The organism is Vibrio sp. 11986-1-5 (assembly GCF_963878025.1).
Taxonomy (GTDB): Bacteria; Pseudomonadota; Gammaproteobacteria; order Enterobacterales; family Vibrionaceae; genus Vibrio; species Vibrio injensis.
In genome coordinates this window covers 85,495-104,673 of the sequence record NZ_CAWNVW010000022.1, presented here as the reverse complement: position 1 = coordinate 104,673, position 19,179 = coordinate 85,495, and the positions used below count along the sequence as shown (strand labels likewise).

The following is a 19,179-nucleotide window of genomic DNA, read 5'->3' as shown; positions in this document are numbered from 1 at the left end:
AGATGACCGTTAACGTTAGTTACAAGATCTCTAATAAAGCTTGGATAGGATGCCTTGGCTGGATTTCCTCAAAGCGTTTCACTTGGCTGCGACAAGAATAACCCGTCATCAAACAGCGTTCTTTAGGCAGTTTATCCAAACTTGGCTGCCAGCTTAAGCCATAAATGTCTTTCGACATCTGTAGCTTATCGACTTCATGACCAAAGGTACCCGCCATACCACAGCAACCTACAGGTACGGTCTGCAACTTGGCACCAAAATGACTGAAGATCTGTCCCCACTCCTTTTCAGCATTAGGTAACTTGGTTTTTTCGGTACAATGCGCCAATAAATACCAAGGCGCTTGTGGTGCCTGTCCTTGATCAATATTCGCTTGAGTAACGTTGGCTGGTGATGGTATCTCAACCAAACGTGGCAATAACCATTCATGTGCAGTAAGCACTTCGAACTCACCCCGTTGTTGGCCCAAAATTTCCACGTATTCATCGCGATAACAAAGCACTAGAGCTGGATCAACCCCAACCATAGCAATATTAAGATCCGCAACTTGCGATAAAAAACCAGCCGTACTGGTTGCTGTACTCTTAAAGCGTTGTAAAAAACCCTTAATATGTTGCGCTTTACCGTTGGGCTTAAATGGCAGCAAGACGGGCTTTTTACCCAGCTTAATGACCAGAGCGATAAAATCTTCCACCACCTGCGCATCATAATAACTGGTGAACGGGTCTTGTACGATAATCACATGTTCAGAGCGCTGTTGCTGAGAAAGCGCCATCAATTGTTGGCGATCAAACGGCACAATATTATGGCGACGAGCGCGTGCCGCTAAGGTCGGAATAGATAATCGGGGGGTATCGACATAACCGACTGTCGCCGCCGTTAAGCGCTCAACCCATGGTTGACCAATAACCGCATTAACCATTTGTGGCGCTTTCGCCATCAGCGGTAACATGGTTTCAATGTTCGCGACTAAGTAATCTTTAACCGGACGTGGGTAGCGAGTGTGATAAATATTTAAGAAACGGGAACGAAAACTCGGCACATCCACTTTAATTGGGCATTGACTAGCGCAAGCCTTACAAGCTAAACAACCATTCATCGCTTCATACACTTCATGAGAGAAATCATACTCATGGGAGGGACGAATACGCTGCCGAACGCGATCCAGTAGCGTTTTAACACTGGCTGTTTTCTGCAAAGCTTGTTGTTCTAAATCGAGGATATCAATCCCTTGCTCAGTCAGTTGGCGCAACCACTCACGCACTAAACCCGCTCGACCTTTCGGTGAATGACGACGGTCGGCAGTGACCTTCATCGATGGACACATCGGAGAGCTGGTATCGTAGTTAAAACATAGCCCATTGCCGTTACATTCCATCGCTTGCTTAAAGCTATCACGGACTTTAACGGCAATCTGCCGATCAAAATAGCCACGCTTGGTATCCGATACTTTAACCAACTCGAAACTGCTATTAAGCGGCGTACAAATCTTACCGGGATTCATCTTATTGTGCGGGTCAAACGCCGCTTTTACTCGGCGTAATTCGGTAAAGAGTTCGGCTCCGAAAAACTCAGGTCCATATTCAGATCGATAGCCTTTACCGTGTTCCCCCCACATTAAACCGCCGTATTTGGCCACCAACTTAACGACTTGATCGGAGATCTCATGCATCATCAATTCTTGCTTGGGATCGCATAAATCAAGGGCGGGACGCACATGCAATACCCCCGCATCCACATGACCAAACATACCGTAACTGAGACCTTTTTCATCAAGCAGCGCGCGAAATTCACTAATAAAATCCGCCAGGTGCTCCGGTGGTACACAAGTATCTTCAGTAAACGGAACCGGTTTAGCTCGTCCTTTGGCCGCGCCCAATAAACCCACCGCTTTTTTACGCATGGTATAAATACGGTTAATGCTGGCTAAATCATCACACACTTGATAACCAATAATCCCCGCTTGCTGCTGACTGATCATCACATCTAAACGCTGGGTCAATTGCGTGACTAATTGTTTTACCTGCTCTGGGTCTTGGTCTGCATATTCAACCATATTGATGCCGAGTAATTCCTTGCCCGGAACATCGGTCAATAAGTCACTGACGCTGTGCCAAACAATATCTTGCTTAGCTAAATTAAGCACGTTTGAATCTAGCGTCTCAACCGATAGTGCATTGGCTTCAATCATTAGCGGCGCATTACGTAATGCCGAGTCAAAACTGTCATATTTGATATTGACTAACGTGCGCGCTTTAGGAATTGGCGTGAGATTGAGTTTCGCTTCAGTAATGAAAGCCAATGAACCTTCTGCGCCGCACAGTACACGGGTGATATTAAATTCCCCCGTTTGTTCATCAAGGGCATTTTTTAAATCATAACCGGTCAAGAAACGGTTTAAAGGCGGAAACTTGGCGACTATCTGCTCTCGCTGGTTACGGCAGACGGCTTCGGTAACTTGCATGGCTTTTTCAGCATAGCTATTGGCTTGCGGGTTGCCCCGTGAGCCGTCAGTTTCTAATATTGAACCATCGGCAAATACCGCTTGCAGCGAAAGCACGTGATCGGACGTTTTACCGTATTTCAGTGAACCTTGGCCTGAAGCATCGGTATTAATCATGCCACCCAATGTAGCTCGGTTACTGGTCGAGAGATCCGGTGAGAAAAAATAGCCATAAGGGCGCACCGCATCATTCAGTTGATCTTTAATCACACCAGCCTGAACCCTAACCCAACCTTGCTCTGAATTAATTTCAAGGATTTGATTCATATGGCGAGATAAGTCAACCACAATCCCTTTGGTTAAGGCTTGACCATTGGTGCCAGTGCCGCCTCCACGCGGAGAAAACGTGACTCGTTCGAATTCTGGTCTAATACTTAATTGACCGATAAGCGAAACATCATGGCTGGTTTTGGGGTGGACAACCGCTTGTGGAAGTTGCTGATAAACGCTGTTATCAGTAGACACGGCTAAACGACTGGCATACTGTGTTTCGATATCGCCCGTAAACCCAGCTGTTTTTAACTCATGTAAAAAGGTTAAAACAACCGGATCAACATCAGATTGGAGGTGAAGTCTTGGTAACATTTGCTTCCTGCCCGAACTACGCTGATCCAATCAGCAGTGTGTAATGGGTGAGTTTTTAATTTATTTTTTGAATTCGGTCACTTTACAACATTTAAATCAGTGATCAAATCAGAATCTTAACAACAATAGAGTTAAGCCATTTTTAAGATAACGAAAGAGTTGAAGGCCAGCCAAATCCAGCTATCGTTAAGTAAATAAAGAGACATTTTCGTCGCCTATTTTCCTAAGCGGTCACTGATTAACCACTTAGCCCTGACACATTCATGGACATAGATATGAAAAAAAATAAAGTCGTTACCACAGAAGATATTCTCTTGAAACTTTGCCAATCAGTTTCAAACGTACTCTCCTCAGCCACAGGATCGAACATTACCTACTCAGCCATGGTGCAAAAAATCACCAAAACGTCCCTCAAACCCGATTTCGGTTGTTTTGTGTTATTTGATGGCGGATTTTCTGGTTTGGTCGTAATTAACTTTACCGCAAAAGCCGCTTTAGAAGTGTATACCCAATACATGCGCAACATGGGCATGCCAGAAGATGAGCTCGCGGTATTACATACCTCCGACGAAGTCGGTGATGTACTCGGTGAACTGATGAACCAACTGGTGGGTGATTTCACCAATAAAGTGCGCAAAGAGTTACAAACCAACATCACCCAAAACCAACCAAAGATGTTATCGCTGAACAAGCAAGTCAACTTATCGGTAGATACTAACTTAGATCGCCCACAAGCACGCCGCGTTACCTTCTCGACCGAAAATAATAATATTTTCTATTTAGAGCTCGCGATGGATCGCACTGAGTTTATCCAATTGGAAGATTTTGAAATTCAAGAAGATGAAAGTCCTGATTCTATTCTCGAAGATACACAACAAAAAATGGCCCATAAAGCGGCAACGAAAACGGCTAACCAATCGAATGGCGATCTCTCTGCGGATCTGCTAGATGAGCTCGGTATCTAATTCTTACACTTATCATCAATCATGCTTGAAGCTGTCGCTCACACACCGAGCGATAGCTTCAAGTTAGCATCAAGATAATCTCTAATGACTGGTTAATTCGCCCCATCTGTCAACGAATGCCTAGCATCCCTTTCACTCCTTAGATAAAAACGGTAAAATAGCTGACTTTTCTTAGCGCTGCGGAACCGATTTTATAATTCGATGGATAAACAAAAAGCCTTAAAAAAAATAGCTAAATGCCTAGAGTTAGGTAACTCCGCTAATGTCAATGAAGCGGCCAACGCGATCAAAATGGCCCATCGGCTGATGCTCAAATATGGGTTGGATAAAGACGATATTGAGTTTATTAAAATGGGCAAAACCCAATCAACTCATCTTCTGCCCGCTTCGATCAGTTCTGGCATTTTACGCATTATTCGTGGCATCAATACCAAATTTGGTGTTGAAGCGGTTCTGATTAATCATAAAGGGTTAAAACGCGTCGAATTTATTGGTGAAGCAGACAGAGCCATTTTTGCTGCTTTTGCTTTTGATATTGTTTATCGTGAAATGAATGAACAGACTGGGCAGTTTCGCAACAGTTTTGCAGGCAGTGGAACACCTGCGACTGAAGTTTCGCGGCGCGTCAATTCATTCCTATCAGGTTGGGTAGAAGGCGCACTAGAAAAATTACCAACCATTACCCCCGATGAAAACTCGATGAATAAAATCAACAGTTACATTGATAAAGAGTTCGAAAATATTGATCGAGAAACCTTTAAGCAACAGCTACGTGATGCGATGAAAAACATCACTGCAGATTATGAAGTCGGACTCAAGAAAGGCCGTAAAGTTTCCGTTAATCGGCCGATTGATGGAGCACAAGCGCCAAAACGACTGAAATAGCCTTGCACGTATTAGCGGCAATCAAGTGATACAAATGTAAAATTTAGCTCGATGGATTGACTTTATTCGATAAGTTTTGTTTATTTCAAACTCCAGTGGACAGAAACGTCTTCCCTATCGTCCTAACTATTGATTGACCCAGAGTAAAGCTTGAATATTTTAAGGTTATAAAGCTTAATTACTTAGTGCAGCATATCAGCGGAAATAAACTCATACTGCCAACACGGAGAGAAAACATTGAAAAAAATTACTTTGGCGATGGCATTGGTCATCACATTATCTGGCTGTGCGGCTACACAAAGGCAAAATGCTACAACGGGCGAAACAGAAACGAATGCAGCCACTCGTGGAGCATTAATTGGTGCCGTAGCGGGTGCGGCAGCAGGTTTGGCTACCGGAGATAACGCGAAGCAGCGTCGTCAACGCGCTTTAATTGGTGCGACGGGTGGAGCTGCTGTCGGGGGTGGCGTCGGTTACTATTTTGATCAACAAGAAGCCGCTTTACGAGAAGAGTTACTTCATTCAGGCGTACAAGTTCAACGTGTCGGCGACAACCAACTTTTATTGCGTATGGAAAACGGCATCGGTTTCCAAACCAACTCTTATCAGCTCGACTCAAGTATTCATCGTACACTACGCGGTGTAGCCAAAATTCTTGTTGAATATCCAGACACAAGTTTAGTGATTGATGGACATACCGATAGTACTGGTGGGGATACCACTAACCAAGTGCTATCAGAACGTCGTGCTGAGTCAGTACGCAGCTTCTTATTGTCGCAAGGTGTCGCTCCGGGACGCGCTATTGCGCGAGGCAATGGTTCTCGCTTCCCAATTTGTACTAACAGTACCGTGGAAGGTCGTGCTTGTAACCGCAGGGTAGACATTCAAATTTTGCCGCTAAAATAAACCTTCAACAAGGCAAGTTGAGTGAACAAGAGTATACTTAAAAGGCCTATCATTGGGCCTTTTTCTTATTACTGGCGATGCTGTTACTCCAACTTCAACTCATTAGGACACGCTAAGCATGCACCTTTTATCACCCTGGTTACTGCTGTTCTTCACCTTGGTGTGTTCATCACCTCTTGTCGCACAAACCAACGAAGTTCGCCAACAAGCTCGTTTAGGTAATCCTGAAGCACAATTTCAATTAGCATTAAGTTATCAACAAACGCAGCAGCCAGATCAAGCCTACTACTGGTTTCTACAAGCAGCGGAGCGCGGCTATCAACCCGCTATGACATCGCTAGCCGACGCTTATTTACAAGGGCTAGGCCACCCTGTTGATTCAACTCAGGCCCTACTTTGGTATACAAAATCAGCCACCTTAGGTGATGCTGAAGCCGCTTTAGCGATTGGGCGTTTATATCAGCAAGGAGAATATATTCCGCAATCCTTGATCATGGCGGAAATTTGGTATCACAGTATTGCCGATCGTCATCCGTTAGGTGAACAGCGCTACAATGAGCTATTACAACAACGATTCAATCAACGCCGAGCCAATCAATTAATTGCCTTACAAAATCTCGAAATACAAGCGCAACAGGACGATTTAAGGAACGAGGACGAAGATAAGGCGTTACAAGAACGCCAGACTCAAGATCATACGATGTCGTTGATGAGCGATTTTTTATTCGTTTTAATTGGCCTATTGTTAATTATGGGCATCTTGTCTCTCTACCGTTCAATCAAAACCAAACAACAGCATCAAGCTGAACAATTGAATCTGGAGCAAAAAGAGCAACTTCAACAACAAGCCGCCGTCATTAAACAACAAAAACGTCAACTTGATAAACTCTATCAAGAGTTTAAAAAACAACAACAGCAGCAAACCCATCATCAACACGATCAGACTTTTTCTTTGGCCTGTGCGTTACTCGGTTTCCACCCTCATCGATTACCCGATGAAAAAACCATCAAACAGCGCTATAAGCAGTTGAGTAAGATCTATCATCCCGATCTGCAAGGCAGCGAAGAAGAGATGAAACGCCTGAACGGCGCAATAAAAATCATTACTCAAAAGTTAAACAAAGGTTAGTATTTATAACAACCATATCGCAACCCCTTCTAAATAAATCACTAAGCAAACGATTAGCATCGCAAACTCAGTAACAGATACTTAACTTAATTACTAAGCATGTGCGATAATCTGCACAGATTAAACACCAAACAGAATAAGGTGGCAAAAGTGATGTTTACTGTGAGCGGTGTGTGCGATTGGTGCAAACTGTCAAACCAATTAACCAAGCATGAATATATTGATGGTAAAGCGCATTATTCTTGTCCAAATTGTCATGATCTGGCAAAAATGGACGTCAGATTATTCAACCTTGATGAACTTGCCTTCCGTGAACGACAAATACACCAAGCGTCCTAATCCTAAAGCGCCATCAGGGCGCTTTTTTGTTCCATAACATTTTGCTTGTTCTCTCTCCTCCTTTCATAAACTGCCAATTTGATCACAAATTCACATCTTTGGCTTACTCTCTCGTTCAAAAAACAACCGCTTATTTATCAATCATCTAGGATAAAAGTCCTAGCTAAATACCAATAATGGACAAAAAACAAACACAATTATTGCTTGATCAATATCCATACCCAGATTACTGTGTATTCATACAGCATGTATATGAGGACAGTATTATGCTTAACACGACCTTCCATTATTCAGATACTATTTATGACTCTTGCTCGGTCAATCGCCACTGCGTGCCACAACTCAATCATCCTATATTATCTCGTTTGGCGCAGTTATCCGAACAACGCCAATGGATTCTCTATACAGCACAATGTCCACGTCCTCGCTATCAACAATTAAGTATGCACCGGATTCAGTGTCATAAAATTATTCATATGAAGGCTTCACACTCCGACTCTGAAATAGACACAGTGATCAAAGCCATTAAATCGGGTAATGCCAGTGCCATTGTTGCCTCGGCAAATATCGATAAAGTTAATCAGCGTCGTTTACAACAGATGGCAAAGCTGCACCAGTGTGAAGTTTTTTTCCTGAATGAAACCTCACCGATCTTCCATTAGTCACCATACTTAAAACAGACACAGAGTTTATCGATACCCTATCAAAGCAAACGTTTGCTTTTTATCTGGCGACAGAAAATAGTTCTGGTATGATGCGTGCAATAAACAAGACCCAATGTTCGGTTTGCAGACCAAAGGGTCTTTCTTGTCAACGCTGTTTAATCCAGATAGGAATGTTTCATGAGCCTTGCTGATCAAGTTCTTGCCGTCAATGACGACCTCCCCATTCGTACTCACCAGCCTGTACACAGCGGTAAAGTCCGCTCGGTTTACTGGCTCACTGAACAAGACAGCCAGCGATTGATCCAAGAAAAAGGTTATCCGATTGCCAAAGATGCGCCACTGGCGATTATGGTGATCAGTGACCGTATCTCTGCTTTCGATTGTATTTGGCATGCCGAAGGAGGATTAAAAGGCGTTCCAGGTAAAGGCGCTGCGCTCAATGCTATTTCTAACCATTGGTTTAGCCTTTTCAAACAACAAGGGTTAGCCGATAGTCACATCGTCGATATTCCCCATCCTTTAGTATGGATTGTACAAAAAGCCAAACCGATTAAAATCGAAGCGATCTGCCGCCAATACATCACTGGTTCGATGTGGCGTGCTTACGCTAAAGGTGAACGCGAATTTTGTGGCATTACCCTTCCTGATGGATTGAAAAAAGATAGCCGACTCCCTGAACTTTTGATCACGCCATCAACCAAAGGCATTTTAACTGGGATCCCTGGTGTTCCTGAAGCCGATGACGTTAACATCACTCGACACGACATCGAACAGAATTTTACTGCATTTAACTTCACCACCCCTGCTGATATCGACCTTTACGAAACACTGCTTAAGCAAGGTTTTAACGTTATTAATGAAGCACTAAAAAATATCGGACAACTGTTTGTCGATACCAAGTTTGAGTTTGGTTATGTGAAAGATGCCAACGGACAAGAAAAACTGATTTATATGGATGAAGTCGGCACGCCTGATTCTTCACGTATTTGGGATGCTAAATATTATCAGCAAGGACAAATTGTCGAAAATTCAAAAGAAGATTTCCGTCAATTCTTACTTAGTTACTTCCCCGACCCAGATATTTTACTCAACAAAGAACGCATGGTAGAACGCGAAGCGTTGGCAAAAAATAACGCACTTCCAGTAGAAGCGTTGATGGATATTTCACGCACGTATTTAAGTATTGCAGAAAAAATTGTTGGGCACCCCATCAAACTGAGCAGCAACCCAAAACAAGAGATCATTGCTATATTACGTGAACACTATGATTTAATTGTTTAATCTCATTTTATCTGCACTCATCATCGAATTGATGAGTGCAGATAATGATAGAAAGGTTAAATCGTAGGTGAAGATGGGGTAATGGTCACCAAAAATTCATCCCCTTGAACAGGCTGCAGTACAACCTCAGCACTTTTCTCGATCAACGATACCTGAGCTGGTTCCAATGCATAAGGCATGATCAGTTTGAGCTCTTCTATCCCTTCTGATTTTGCTAACTTGAGCAATGCGATGAGATTGGCTTCATCACTTCTACGGCTAGATAAGGTACTGAACGCCAAATCCCATAACCGCTCTTCGTGGGTTTTACTCTGTTTAACCGTATCTTGCCAGACGGTACCAAAGATGGGAGCAAAAGAGGCTAATATTTCAGAAAAATTCCATCGTTTCGTACACGATGCGCCTAAAAAGCTCGCATAATCAAACACGACAGAAACTCGTTGTGATTGTTGCATGTTTACCTCAATGTAAAAATCTATCCTAGCGCGCTTACTATTATGCAGGAATACTTATATAGCAATACGATATATAAAAACAATCTTTTATGCGAAGCATTCCCACCTAACTGGAATATAAACCACCAATCTTTTAACAAGATACAAACAACCTTAACCCACTATGTTTCTTCTTCGTATTTATCACGTCAACAGAAGGTTACTAATCAAAAGTGGTCGAAGGTGACCGATTTAAACTTCAATTGAGTCTATAATGAAAATAATCACTTAAAGGTAAAGGCTTATCTATTTACAACTTAGCTGATAAGCCGCTATCATTTTTAACCATCTGTTCCCACCTACCCTACATAGGCACCAAATGAATAACGATAAACGTCCGCTTTATATTCCTTACGCTGGTCCAGCGCTACTTAGCACCCCTTTATTGAACAAAGGCAGTGCCTTTAGTGCCGAAGAGCGTGCATCTTTTAACTTGGAAGGCTTACTTCCAGAATCAACAGAAACGATTCAAGAACAAGTCGTTCGCGCCTACCAACAATATTGCAGCTTTGAAAGTGATATGGATAAGCATATTTATCTGCGCAATATTCAAGACACAAACGAAACCCTCTTCTACCGTTTAGTGCAAAATCATATCTCTGAGATGATGCCAATCATTTACACTCCAACGGTTGGCGCCGCCTGCGAAAACTTCTCCAATATTTATCGCCGTGGCCGTGGGCTATTTATCTCTTACGCTAACCGAGATCGTATCGACGATCTGCTTAATAACGCGGCAAACCATAACGTTAAAGTGATCGTGGTGACCGATGGTGAGCGTATTCTTGGCCTTGGCGACCAAGGGATTGGGGGTATGGGCATTCCAATCGGTAAATTATCACTTTACACGGCTTGTGGCGGAATCAGCCCAGCCTATACCTTACCTATCGTATTGGATGTCGGTACCAATAATCCACAACGCTTAGCAGACCCGATGTACATGGGCTGGCGTCATCCTCGGATCACCGGAGCCGAATACGATAACTTTGTCGAAGATTTTATCCAAGCGGTACAACATCGTTGGCCAGATGCTTTGATTCAATTTGAAGATTTTGCGCAAAAAAATGCCATGCCACTGCTGGAACGCTACAAAAATCGCATTTGCTGCTTTAATGATGATATTCAAGGCACCGCGGCGGTCACCGTAGGTTCGCTACTGGCGGCGTGTAAAGCGGCTGGTAGCCAATTATCACAACAACGGATTACCTTCTTAGGTGCAGGCTCCGCTGGCTGTGGTATTGCCGAAGCGATTATTGCCCAGATGGTCTCAGAAGGGATCTCTGATGCTCAAGCTCGTTCACAAGTTTACATGGTCGATCGTTGGGGTCTATTAGAAGAAGGGATGCCGAATCTGCTTGATTTCCAACAGCGTCTGGTACAGAAAAAAGACAATACTCAAGATTGGACTTCTGAAGGCAATGGTTACTCATTGGTCGATGTAGTACGTCATGCCAAACCAACAGTATTGGTGGGTGTTTCCGGTGCTCCGGGTCTGTTCAGTGAGGAAGTGATCAAAGAAATGCATGCGCATTGCCCTCGACCGATTATTTTTCCTCTCTCTAATCCGACGAGTCGAGTTGAAGCGACGCCTGCCGATATTATTCACTGGACCAATGGTGAAGCATTAGTCGCCACTGGTAGCCCGTTTGCTCCCGTCATCCATGATGATAAGACGTACGCGATTGCCCAGTGTAATAACAGCTATATCTTCCCCGGGATTGGCTTAGGCGTACTCGCCGTAGGAGCGAAACGAGTGACCGATGAGATGTTAATGGAATCGAGCCGAGCCTTATCACTCTGTTCACCATTGGCGATTAATGGTCACGGGCCGCTTCTTCCTCCGCTAGAATCGATTCATTCTGTCTCGAAGAAAATTGCCTTTGCTGTTGCTAAAAAAGCGATAGAACAAGGTGTTGCGTTAGAAATTACGGATGAAGCTTTGGACGTTGCCATTGAACAGCATTTCTGGCAACCTGCTTATCGTCGTTACAAACGTACCGCTTTTTAATCCGTCCCGTTGAACAAAGCGTTAATAGGAGCTGTTAATGTTTGCGCTGTTTTGTCGTGCAACGTTAGCAGCTTCGAGGCTTTAATCACTAGAGTACCGATATGATGAGTTTTTTGGCCCCAGCCGGTCAGTATCTAGCCCCCTATCTCGCTGAAATCTCGATGGCGCTGATCGCCTGCTGGTTGGTGATGCTGGGTGGAGAAGTTAATGCCTTACTACGCCGCCTGATGCGTAACCAGCATTTTATTATCCGCACTTTAGTCTTTATTATCGTCAATGCGTTTGGCTATGGTTTACTGATTGTCAAAGCCAGCCCTTACTTAACTCGCACACTGGCCAACTTAGAGCGAGGCATGATGTTTAGTATCATCATGATCAGTTTTATTGTGATAGGTTTATGGGCACAAAAAAACCGACAAATTTAATGATTCGCCGACTGAAAACGCTTTTACGTTGGTTTCTTCGCGGCGTGGCTTTGCTGATACTGCTTGTCTTAATTGCAGTGACCGTCATTTTTTCCATTGACCGCTGGGTAAGCTGGCAGACACAACAATATATTATTAGTGATATCAATAAATTACCCAAGTTTGATGTCGCTGTTGTCTTAGGAACCAGCAAATACCTTGGCAGAACCTTAAACGATTATTATCTACACCGTATTGAGGCGGCAGTTGAGCTCTATCAACTCGACAAGACTGACTATTTTCTACTGAGTGGCGATAACGCTCATCGATCTTATAACGAACCTTGGACGATGAAGCGTGATTTACTCAAAGCGGGTGTGCCCGATGAGCAGATCTATCTCGATTATGCTGGCTTTCGTACTTTAGATTCGATTGTCCGAGCGAAACGCATCTTTGATACCGACGATTTCTTGATTGTCACTCAACGTTTCCATTGTGAACGCGCGCTCTTTATCGCTCAACATCACGACATTAATGCCACCTGTTTAGCGGTGCCGGGTCCTAAAAATCATCTGGGGTATAAAGTACGTTTACGTGAAGTCTTCGCGAGAAGTAAAGCCGTTTTAGATCTCTATTTACTCGATACGCAACCGAGATTCCTCGGCCCAAAAGAACCTATCCTGTCTGAATCTCGTGATAGTGGTACACTAAGCGAGAACACTGTAGATGAGTCTGATTGGACTCAATAATAAACCTATAATTCCAAACCCAAACGACCGAAAACACATCGTTAATAACCTAAGCTCTGGCTTACGGATCTCAATAATCCGTTGATTAACTTGGTCATAAATAACGTAAGTGTCGGTCAGTAAGGGATAACAACACACAAAAGAGCGATGTCATGTCTTTAACTATACGCGGCGTATTACAAAAAATGCGTGCTCAACATCATCAAACGGTTCATTACCAACTTCCCGTTGGCGAGCATTTGGTCAACCTTAATCCGCTGATCGGCAAAACGCTGACACTTCATCATACGGGTAATATTTTTTGCCATTCATGCGGCAAAAAGACCAAAAAAAGTTACTCTCAAGGTCATTGCTTTGTATGCATGAAGAAGCTTGCTAGTTGCGATATGTGCATCATGAAACCAGAGACCTGCCATTTTGAACAAGGCACCTGCCGTGAACCTGAATGGGCACAAACTCACTGTATGGTCGATCACTATGTCTATCTGTCCAACACCTCAAGCTTAAAAGTCGGCATCACTCGCCATAATCAAATTCCGACACGCTGGATAGATCAAGGCGCTACTCAAGGATTACCACTCTATAAAGTCAAAACTCGACACATTTCAGGCTTACTCGAAGTCGAACTGGCTAAGCATATCGCGGATAAAACCAACTGGCGAACACTACTTAAAGGAGATGGAGAACCTTTGCCTTTAGCCGAACATGCCGCAAAATTAACACCATTATTAACCTCAAAAATTGCAGAGTTAAGGCAGCAATTTGGAGCCGATGCAGTGATTGAGTTGGACGAGAACGGCACCGAAATTCGTTATCCAGTTGAACAACATCCAGTCAAAATCACCTCTCATAATTTTGATAAGCAGCCGTTAGTTAGTGGTGTGTTACAAGGTATTAAAGGTCAATATCTGATTTTTGATAGCGGGGTCATCAACATTCGCAAATACACCGCTTACGAAGTAGAAGTAAGTTACAACGAATAATATCGGAAATAATCCAACGAGCCATCGAGCAAACAAGTTTGCCCGATGGCGACTGACGGCGTTACTCGACGAGCGATACTGGCTCAACCAATGGCGCCAATACGTTAAAAAGCTGATCGATTTCTTCAACGGTGTTGTAATGCATTAAACCAATTCGCACTACCCCACCTTTCGCTTCTAACCCCAGTTGACGAATCAATCCCAGCGCATAAAAATGCCCATTCCAGACACAAATATTTTGTTCGCCTAACGTCTTGGCTATCCATTCTGGTGAATGATCAGCGATACGAATCGCAAACGTCGGGGTACGCTTATCGCTGTCTGCTTCCCATCGACCATAGAGTTGAACTTGCGATAATTGTTGTAACTTACTAAGAAAATAACCACTCAACTTCTGCTCATGTTGATTAAATTGAGCAAAACTCTGCGCCAAACGCTGACGTAAAGGTGCACCGCTTTCTCCCCATTGAGCCAAATAATCAATCGCAGCCACTAAGCCTGCTAAGCTTTCAAAACTCTGCGTTCCCGTTTCAAATCGGCCGGGACCAATATTCGTTGCTGGCTCCACTTTATAAGGTTGCAAACTGTGTAACCATTGAGAGTGGATATAGGCAATACCGATGTGGGGCCCGAAAAATTTATACGCCGAACACGCTAAGAAATCACACTCCAAATCTTGGACATCAATCAAATGATGCGGCGCATAATGGACAGCATCCACGTACACTTGAGCCCCTACCGCATGAGCGGCCTTGACAACCCTTTTGACATCGACGATTGAACCTGTCGTATTCGAAGCATACGTCAGGGCGACTAAAGTAGTTTTGCTATTAATCAGGCTTAAAAGATGATCAACATCCAGCGTACCGTTTTCAGGGTTGATCCGCGCTTGATGAATCAGTGCGCCTTTATCTTGTGCGGCCTGCTCCCAGCTCGATACGTTAGAATAATGATCCAAGGCCGTAACAACCACTTCATCACCCGTTTGCCACTCTCTACTGATCGCTCGACTGAGTTGAAACGTCAAGGAGGTCATATTAGCACCGAAGATAATGTTGCCCGACGATTCAGCATTGAGTAGCGCTTGGACAGACTCTCTTGCTTGTAACGTGAGATCCGTTGTCCGCTGACTCGAAAAAAAGTGACCACCAAGATTAGAATTAAAGTGCCCCAGATAATCCGTCATCGCTTGCAGCACCGAGCGAGGCACCTGAGAACCACCAGGGCCATCAAAGAAATAAACCGGCCTACCGTGATGGGTCTGACTTAAAGCAGAAAACTGCACCCGTGCTTGTTCAGGAGTGAAGCTCATGACGACCATCCTTAGCGGTTAGAACAAAAACATCCATATGCCCTTCTTGAGTGTGATCCACCGAGCGAATGGGACTCGCGTTGTGCCATAACTTACTGTCTGCCAGTATCGCCACCTCGCCATTATCAAGCACTTTACGGAAAAATGGCGCTTCATGGCAGTCGTTATAAAGCATAATATCGCCACCCACGATGTTGTGGCGGTCAATACTGACTAAAGCGATATGATCAAAACCATCTTGATGAACCCCTTCTGGAGCCACTTGAGTTTCATCATAAATCGCCGTGACTCGAATTTGGTGAATCTCTATCTCTTGCCCATTCGGTAACTCATTTGCCTGCATAAATAACTCGCATACCTCTCGCATTCCCTCACTATTTAGAGTCTCGGCAAGAATAGGCTCAAACTGACGAACAATATCCCCTTGAAAATGGTTAATATCCTCACTTTGCACAAACTCATTTTTTCCAAGAGAAACCACTTGACCATCTCGATACTGAATCACCGAATAACGACGCAAGCGATATTTACCGTCTGCATGCTCAGTATGAGGCAGCGTGGCAAACGATGGCGCTAATTGGCGTGTAGCCTCTGGACTTAAATGAGTAATTTGTAAGGTTGTTTCATGTGCAGATAACATTATTGACTCCTTAATGAAAACACATGCGAAATACTTTTTATTAACACTTCATTTACATAAAGAATACGGAGAAATATGCTTTATTCAAGCTAGGCAGCCCACAAATTCCAATCAAGGCCAGTAATAAGATATAAAAAACCAAAATTTAAACTTATATTAGATATAAAATCTAAATCCATTCCTCTCAAGGGCTAAATTTTAGACCGACTGTCTAAAAAAATAAAAAGTTCAATAAATACATTACCTTAAAGAATAATAGCGAGCTTTAATCGATCCATTCTGCATACTGATGTACTCCCCATGCCATACCCAGAATTTGTACATACACAACTGAGCTTTAATTCTCTTGCATTCCCCATTTAGTTAGTTAGACTAACTAAATTAAAGTGAGGAGTAACATCGTGGATTTAAGACATTGTTTACAACATTTAGAATGGCATTTATGGCACCACTGGCGTGAATACGCGAAACAAAATGGTAATCTAGATTTAACAAGCAGCGAGTTACAATATTTATATACCCTGCTCACTCACGCCGAACAGGGTATACGTTTGACCGAATTGGCCGAGCAGATGAAAGTGAGTAAAGCTTCCGCCAGTACCATGGTTAACAAGTTAAAAAAGCAAGGTTACATTATTCGCGAACCTTGTCCTGAAGATGCCCGAGCGCAACGACTTTTCCCTAGCGCCAAAATGTTAGCCATGCGAGATTATGAACAAGATGTTTATCAACCTGCGCTATCACACTTTAAACAAACCTTAACCAGCGATGAACTAAAACTACTGGAACAGTTATTAGTCAAAGCTTGTCGTGATTTAGACCTTGGGGACATGGATCCACCTCAACTGGCCTCTCGTCCTTATTAATTGAGAAACAACATGATAAATTTACAGCGCACTTCTGTCGGCAAAGCGTTTTGGCACTACACTTTGCCATCCATTGCCGCTCTGATGGTCAGTGGCACCTACCAAATTGTCGACGGTATCTTTGTTGGCCACTTTATTGGTGCCGATGGCTTAGCCGCAATTAGCTTAGCGTGGCCATTTGTGGGCGTATTACTCGCCTTTGGTATGATGATTGGTATGGGTGCTGGCGCTCATACGTCGCTAAAAATGGGCGCAGGCGATATCTCGCAAGCGACTAATTATTTGATTCACGGCCTATTACTGCTGATCGGCGTCGGTTTACCGCTCGGGATCACACTGCACTTTCTAAGTCCCACATTTTTGCATTTTCAAGGCGCAACGGGTGGCGCTTACTCTCAAGGAGCCGACTATTTATATTGGATGATGGCAGGCGCTCCAATTGTATTAGCCAGCATTGCTTTACCTCTATTAGTACGCAACGCCGGAGCCCCACGTTTAGCCACACTCGCAATGGGAATTGGTGCGATCAGTAATATTGCCTTAGATGCGCTCTTTATTGGTTATCTCCGTTTTGGATTGCAAGGGGCCGCGATTGCCACTTTGTTGGGTGAGCTGATCTCAGTCATGATCTGTTTAAACTATCTACTAAGCCGTCGCAGCCAACTGCCGATCTCAAAGCAAGCTTTTCACTGGCAAGGTAAAGCGATGTTCGACATTCTAAAAACTGGCTTGTCGAGCATGTTGATGTATATGTACATCAGTTTTTCTATTGTGCTACACAACATGCTGCTGCTCAAACATGGTCAAGCCATCCATGTTGCTGCTTATAGTATTGCTGGTTATCTACTGACTTTTTATTATCTGATGGCTGAAGGTACAGCAGGAGGCATGCAGCCTCTGACCAGCTTTTACTACGGTGCCAATCTTAAACAACGCGTCAAAGCAACGTTTAAAATTGCTAGCGCATTTACCCTAGGCAGCGGTATTTTTCTGGTTCTAGCAATTCAATGGTCACCCAGTTTCTTTGCGCAATTTTTTATTGCTCAGGGAGATGAAGCGCTGCTCACCACCACCACATGGGCAATGCGGTTGTTTTTATGTGCCATGTTTTTAGACGGATTTCTGATTCTCACCGCAACGTGGTTCCAGTCCTTAGGACTAGGCAATAAAGCGACGTTTATCACTATGAGTAATATGATGATTCAGATTCCTTTTTTGTTAGTTTTACCCCATTTCTTTGGTTTAAATGGCGTATGGCTTGCGGTTCCAATATCCAACGTCTGTTTATCTTTATTGGTTGGTTTTATGTTATACCGCCAATGGAAAAAACTCGGTCATCAAGCAGATTCCGTTGTCATACCATAACCGGCTTGAATGGCTTGCAGTAGCAGAGAAGGTAAATCATCTACACTGCTGCTGCAAATTCGGACAGGATATATGCCTTTCCATCCCGAACATTATTCCTTACAATCGATTAACTTTTTAGAACTCACAGCGGAGTCATCATGAGCGATGTAAAGCATTGTAAACTACTTATTTTAGGCTCAGGCCCAGCTGGCTACACCGCTGCCGTTTATGCAGCGCGGGCAAACCTAAACCCTGTGTTAGTCACAGGAATGCAACAAGGTGGTCAACTTACCACCACTACCGACGTTGAAAACTGGCCAGGCGATCCAGAAGGGTTAACGGGACCCAATTTAATGGAGCGGATGAAGCAACACGCAGAGCGCTTTGAAACTGAAATTGTATTTGACCATATTAATCAGGTTGATTTTTCTCAGCGTCCTTTCCGCTTAAAAGGCGATAGCCAAGAATACACCTGTGACGCGCTAATTATTTCAACGGGGGCTTCAGCAAAATACTTAGGCCTACCTTCTGAAGAAGCGTTTAAAGGCCGAGGGGTTTCTGCTTGTGCAACTTGCGATGGTTTCTTTTATCGTAATCAAAAAGTAGCGGTAGTCGGTGGTGGTAACACCGCTGTCGAAGAAGCCTTGTATCTTGCCAATATCGCTTCTGAAGTTCACCTTATTCATCGTCGAGACACTTTCCGCTCAGAGAAGATTCTCATTGACCGTTTAATGGATAAAGTCAACAACGGTAATATTGTCCTACATACTAATCGCACGTTAGATGAAGTGCTTGGCGATGAGATGGGCGTGACCGGGGTTCGTTTAAAAGATACTCAGTCTGATCAAACCGAACAACTCGATGTCATGGGAGTTTTCATTGCTATCGGTCATCAACCCAATACCGACATCTTCCAAGGTCAACTTGATATGAAAGATGGCTATATTTGGGTTCAATCTGGCTTAGAAGGTAATGCAACCCAAACGAGCGTACCTGGAGTTTTCGCTGCAGGAGATGTGATGGATCATAACTATCGTCAAGCCATCACTTCGGCTGGTACAGGTTGTATGGCCGCACTCGATGCTGAGCGCTACCTTGATAGCCTCAATAGCAAATAA

At 43.7% G+C, this 19,179-nt stretch carries 18 protein-coding genes; 14 read left to right on the top strand and 4 right to left on the bottom strand.

The genetic code is table 11. The features are described from left to right. Nucleotides 1-19 precede the first annotated feature (19 nt). Complete coding sequence (gene ydiJ / locus AACS00_RS06360) at nucleotides 20-3,088, bottom strand: D-2-hydroxyglutarate dehydrogenase YdiJ (protein WP_181397489.1); 3,069 nt, start codon at nucleotides 3,086-3,088, stop codon at nucleotides 20-22. 275 nt (nucleotides 3,089-3,363) lie between these two features. On the opposite strand from ydiJ, the gene AACS00_RS06355 reads away from it, so the two are divergent. The 7 genes from AACS00_RS06355 (at nucleotide 3,364) to AACS00_RS06325 (ending at nucleotide 9,258) form a co-directional block, all read left to right on the top strand. Next, nucleotides 3,364-4,053, top strand: a complete 690-nt coding sequence (locus tag AACS00_RS06355; protein ID WP_181397487.1) for a DUF3334 family protein — start codon at nucleotides 3,364-3,366, stop codon at nucleotides 4,051-4,053. Nucleotides 4,054-4,254: 201 nt separating this feature from the next. Next, nucleotides 4,255-4,938, top strand: coding sequence for a DUF2786 domain-containing protein (locus tag AACS00_RS06350; protein ID WP_110166850.1), 684 nt, complete (start codon nucleotides 4,255-4,257; stop codon nucleotides 4,936-4,938). Between the two features lie 237 nt (nucleotides 4,939-5,175). After that, complete coding sequence (locus tag AACS00_RS06345) at nucleotides 5,176-5,844, top strand: OmpA family protein (protein ID WP_072669254.1); 669 nt, start codon at nucleotides 5,176-5,178, stop codon at nucleotides 5,842-5,844. A gap of 118 nt (nucleotides 5,845-5,962) precedes the next feature. Next, nucleotides 5,963-6,973, top strand: coding sequence for a J domain-containing protein (locus AACS00_RS06340; protein WP_110166849.1), 1,011 nt, complete (start codon nucleotides 5,963-5,965; stop codon nucleotides 6,971-6,973). Nucleotides 6,974-7,126: 153 nt separating this feature from the next. Further along, a complete protein-coding gene (locus tag AACS00_RS06335; RefSeq protein WP_072669256.1) occupies nucleotides 7,127-7,312 on the top strand; it encodes a hypothetical protein in 186 nt (61 codons plus the stop codon). Nucleotides 7,313-7,578: 266 nt separating this feature from the next. Beyond that, nucleotides 7,579-7,974, top strand: a complete 396-nt coding sequence (locus tag AACS00_RS06330; protein ID WP_110167041.1) for a SulA-like leucine-rich domain-containing protein — start codon at nucleotides 7,579-7,581, stop codon at nucleotides 7,972-7,974. Between the two features lie 180 nt (nucleotides 7,975-8,154). Then, nucleotides 8,155-9,258: a phosphoribosylaminoimidazolesuccinocarboxamide synthase gene (locus AACS00_RS06325; protein WP_110166848.1), complete on the top strand. Its 1,104-nt coding sequence runs from the start codon at nucleotides 8,155-8,157 to the stop codon at nucleotides 9,256-9,258. A gap of 56 nt (nucleotides 9,259-9,314) precedes the next feature. Here the strand turns inward: AACS00_RS06325 and AACS00_RS06320 are convergent, their stop codons facing one another. Next, entirely contained in the window at nucleotides 9,315-9,713 is a 399-nt protein-coding gene (locus AACS00_RS06320; protein WP_110166847.1) for a transporter, read from the bottom strand. A gap of 358 nt (nucleotides 9,714-10,071) precedes the next feature. Here AACS00_RS06320 and AACS00_RS06315 point away from each other — a divergent pair, with 358 nt between their 5' ends. The 4 genes from AACS00_RS06315 (at nucleotide 10,072) to AACS00_RS06300 (ending at nucleotide 13,896) form a co-directional block, all read left to right on the top strand. Further along, nucleotides 10,072-11,760: an NAD-dependent malic enzyme gene (locus tag AACS00_RS06315; RefSeq protein WP_110166846.1), complete on the top strand. Its 1,689-nt coding sequence runs from the start codon at nucleotides 10,072-10,074 to the stop codon at nucleotides 11,758-11,760. A 101-nt stretch (nucleotides 11,761-11,861) separates the two neighbouring features. Further along, nucleotides 11,862-12,185 (top strand): DUF3392 domain-containing protein, encoded by a 324-nt coding sequence (locus tag AACS00_RS06310; RefSeq protein WP_072669260.1) that lies wholly within the window; start codon nucleotides 11,862-11,864, stop codon nucleotides 12,183-12,185. Then, a complete protein-coding gene (locus tag AACS00_RS06305; RefSeq protein ID WP_072669261.1) occupies nucleotides 12,158-12,913 on the top strand; it encodes a SanA/YdcF family protein in 756 nt (251 codons plus the stop codon). The genes AACS00_RS06310 and AACS00_RS06305 overlap by 28 nt, the downstream gene beginning before the upstream one ends. 152 nt (nucleotides 12,914-13,065) lie before the next feature. Beyond that, on the top strand, nucleotides 13,066-13,896 hold the full coding sequence (locus tag AACS00_RS06300) for a DUF2797 domain-containing protein (RefSeq protein ID WP_110166845.1): 831 nt from the start codon (nucleotides 13,066-13,068) through the stop codon (nucleotides 13,894-13,896). A gap of 61 nt (nucleotides 13,897-13,957) precedes the next feature. Here the strand turns inward: AACS00_RS06300 and AACS00_RS06295 are convergent, their stop codons facing one another. Both AACS00_RS06295 and AACS00_RS06290 read right to left on the bottom strand, forming a co-directional pair. After that, nucleotides 13,958-15,208: a cysteine desulfurase-like protein gene (locus tag AACS00_RS06295; RefSeq protein ID WP_110166844.1), complete on the bottom strand. Its 1,251-nt coding sequence runs from the start codon at nucleotides 15,206-15,208 to the stop codon at nucleotides 13,958-13,960. After that, nucleotides 15,192-15,848 carry a 2OG-Fe dioxygenase family protein gene (locus AACS00_RS06290; protein WP_072669264.1) on the bottom strand — a complete coding sequence of 219 codons (657 nt, stop codon included), beginning with the start codon at nucleotides 15,846-15,848 and terminating at the stop codon, nucleotides 15,192-15,194. The genes AACS00_RS06295 and AACS00_RS06290 overlap by 17 nt, the downstream gene beginning before the upstream one ends. 401 nt (nucleotides 15,849-16,249) lie before the next feature. Between AACS00_RS06290 and AACS00_RS06285 the strand changes: the two genes are divergently transcribed. The 3 genes from AACS00_RS06285 to trxB all read left to right on the top strand — a co-directional run bounded on the left by AACS00_RS06285 (nucleotide 16,250) and on the right by trxB (nucleotide 19,179). After that, complete coding sequence (locus tag AACS00_RS06285; RefSeq protein WP_072669265.1) at nucleotides 16,250-16,714, top strand: MarR family winged helix-turn-helix transcriptional regulator; 465 nt, start codon at nucleotides 16,250-16,252, stop codon at nucleotides 16,712-16,714. A 12-nt stretch (nucleotides 16,715-16,726) separates the two neighbouring features. After that, entirely contained in the window at nucleotides 16,727-18,079 is a 1,353-nt protein-coding gene (locus AACS00_RS06280) for an MATE family efflux transporter (protein ID WP_072669266.1), read from the top strand. Nucleotides 18,080-18,219: 140 nt separating this feature from the next. Further along, nucleotides 18,220-19,179: a thioredoxin-disulfide reductase gene (gene trxB, locus AACS00_RS06275; protein ID WP_110166843.1), complete on the top strand. Its 960-nt coding sequence runs from the start codon at nucleotides 18,220-18,222 to the stop codon at nucleotides 19,177-19,179.